Source organism: Pyrobaculum sp. (assembly GCF_049971835.1).
GTDB lineage: Archaea > Thermoproteota > Thermoprotei > Thermoproteales > Thermoproteaceae > Pyrobaculum.
Window position 1 is genome coordinate 1 of record NZ_JBMFKV010000270.1, and the last position, 2162, is coordinate 2162.

Sequence of the window (2162 nt, forward strand, 5' to 3'; positions counted from 1 at the left end):
CTCCCAGAGGAGGTGAATGGAGCCCCCTCCTCAGCTGGTATACGACACATTCGTGGTTAGTGGGGGGGGGGGGTGCCAAGATCGCTACCTTGAGGTAGCCTAACTCAGCCAAGGGGAAGAATATTCCTTTCATAATAATGGAAACAACTTCCGTCAAAGCGGAGGCACGTCTGCTTACTAGTTCTATCTAACGGAGCAGGTTATCTACTCGTGGGGGTTTGCGCCGAGTGCAATTTCTACCGCTTCTTCGGGATCCTTGGCCTCCACCGCCCCCTCGTCTATGAAGAACTTAAAGGCGCGCCAGACGTCATCTGCGTCTGTGCTGGGCCTCATTACTATTACGAGTCTGCCGGCTTTAATGCCGTATTTCACCTGGTACTTGGTGCCCCAGCTCCTCTCTCTGTACCTAGACTCCGGGATGATTACAGCTCTCGACATACCCGAAATTATCCTATTTCTCGCGGCCAGCATCTGGTCGAAGCCTCGCCTAGCGTCGTCACTAAAGGCGTACTCAGCCACCGCAGTTGAGTCGTCTCTTTTGAGAAAATACGAAATCTCGCGGTACAGCACTATATGCGTTCGGCGCGGCTCGGTGGACTTCAGCACCCTCTTCCACAGCGCTGGCCACACGCCTATGACCCAGCCGCCGGCTGAGCGCGCGCCCTTTACCGCCGCCCTGTCGACGCCCCTGGCTAAACCCGTCACCACCGGCACGCCCCTCTTAGCTAAGAGGCGGCCCACCTCCGCCGCCGCCTTGAGCCCGCTTTCAGTGGGATCTCTGGTCCCCACCACAGCCACAGGCCACTCGACGAAGTTGAGAGGCCTCCCCATACGAAAAATTAACAATGGTGGGTCCACCACGCCGCGGCCGTATTCCATGAGGAGCTTTGGGTACTCGCTCCACCCCATGGGAAGCGGCACAGCCCCCAGCCTAATGGCCAACTCCAGCGAGCCCCTCAGCTCCGCGGCCTTTTGCTGAGCAAGGCTAAATGAAGGAAGCTGTCTAAGTAAGCCTACAAGCTCAGCTCCGTCCTTCAGTTTAGCGGCTAGACTCCTTATGGGACCCCACTCCCTCCGCCAGTGTATGGCCGCGCTGTATATCTCAGCCAGCTCGTCCAGAGTATAAGGATAATTGTCGTCATAATAATCATGAACCTCATATATCTCTTTCACGATACACATACCTACGTCCTTTATTACAGCATCGCGTGAGATGACTGCAGCGTATACCCTCCGGGCCCCCGCCTCTCTCAGCTTTTTAGCCAACGCCGCCACAGAGGCGCCCGTAGTCCTAACGTCGTCGATAATAATCGCCACAGGCCTATCCAGCTGTTTAAGCACCACCAAGTTCTCATCGTGGCGCCTCAAAGCACAATCAAAATTTTCTCCACAAGCATTTCTAATTTCAGTAGAAGATATTGGCGACTTCTTCCCTACAACGTCTTTTTCAAGTTTTATGCGATATCCGCGTTGAGTTAAGCTATTTACGACAACTCTGGCAAGCTCAAGCGCCTGGTTATAACCCTTCTTTTCGTTTAGATGCTTGGGCATTGGTACAACAACTGCGCTGTTTAACTCGCTCGACCACCTACTCTCTACTACAAACGCCATAGCTACTCCCAGCCTTTTAGCAACTTGTGCAGATCTCTTAAGTTTCAGAATATCACGGGATGCTTGGTTCTCAAAACCAGCCTCCTTAGGGTAGTAGAAGCAGAGAGCAACAAAATCATCAACGTAGGGAAGCCCAGCAGACGACACCTCACACGGCAGATAACGCTCCCCCCTTATCCAATCAGTAGAACGACACAAGATCTGATCCCCCCAAGTGGAGAAAACCCCAGAAACACCTAGCTACCGCTGGCATACACCCACTCCAGCAATCTAAAGCAGATTAAAAGACTCACCACGCCGCTCCACCTGGCGATCAGCCAAACCACAGACAGTAGTAGTAGGGACATTCATATCTTCTCCACGTATAAAAACTCTAGGAGAGAGAAAACCGAAAATAAGGTACATTCGACTTATAAAGGGCCAGGCCGCCTACTGAGACCGGGGAGGAATTGATGGAGACGCCGGATTTTGAGCCCAGGTTTACTCCCCATGGCAAAAGCCCCACAAACTGAGGATTAGATCAACACTAGATATTTCTACCCCTACAGCAC

At 52.7% G+C, this 2162-nt stretch carries 1 protein-coding gene; it reads right to left on the minus strand.

All coding sequences use genetic code 11. The annotated features are described in order from the left end of the window. Nucleotides 1-204 precede the first annotated feature (204 nt). Nucleotides 205-1611: a DNA-processing protein DprA gene (locus ACP5J3_RS13540; RefSeq protein ID WP_428496169.1), complete on the minus strand. Its 1407-nt coding sequence runs from the start codon at nt 1609-1611 to the stop codon at nt 205-207. Between the last annotated feature and the right edge of the window lie 551 nt (nt 1612-2162).

Excerpts from the sequence above, each read along its gene's own strand:
- ACP5J3_RS13540 (WP_428496169.1), bottom strand. The coding sequence starts at position 1,611 with ATGGCGTTTGTAGTAGAGAGTAGGTGGTCGAGCGAGTTAAACAGCGCA.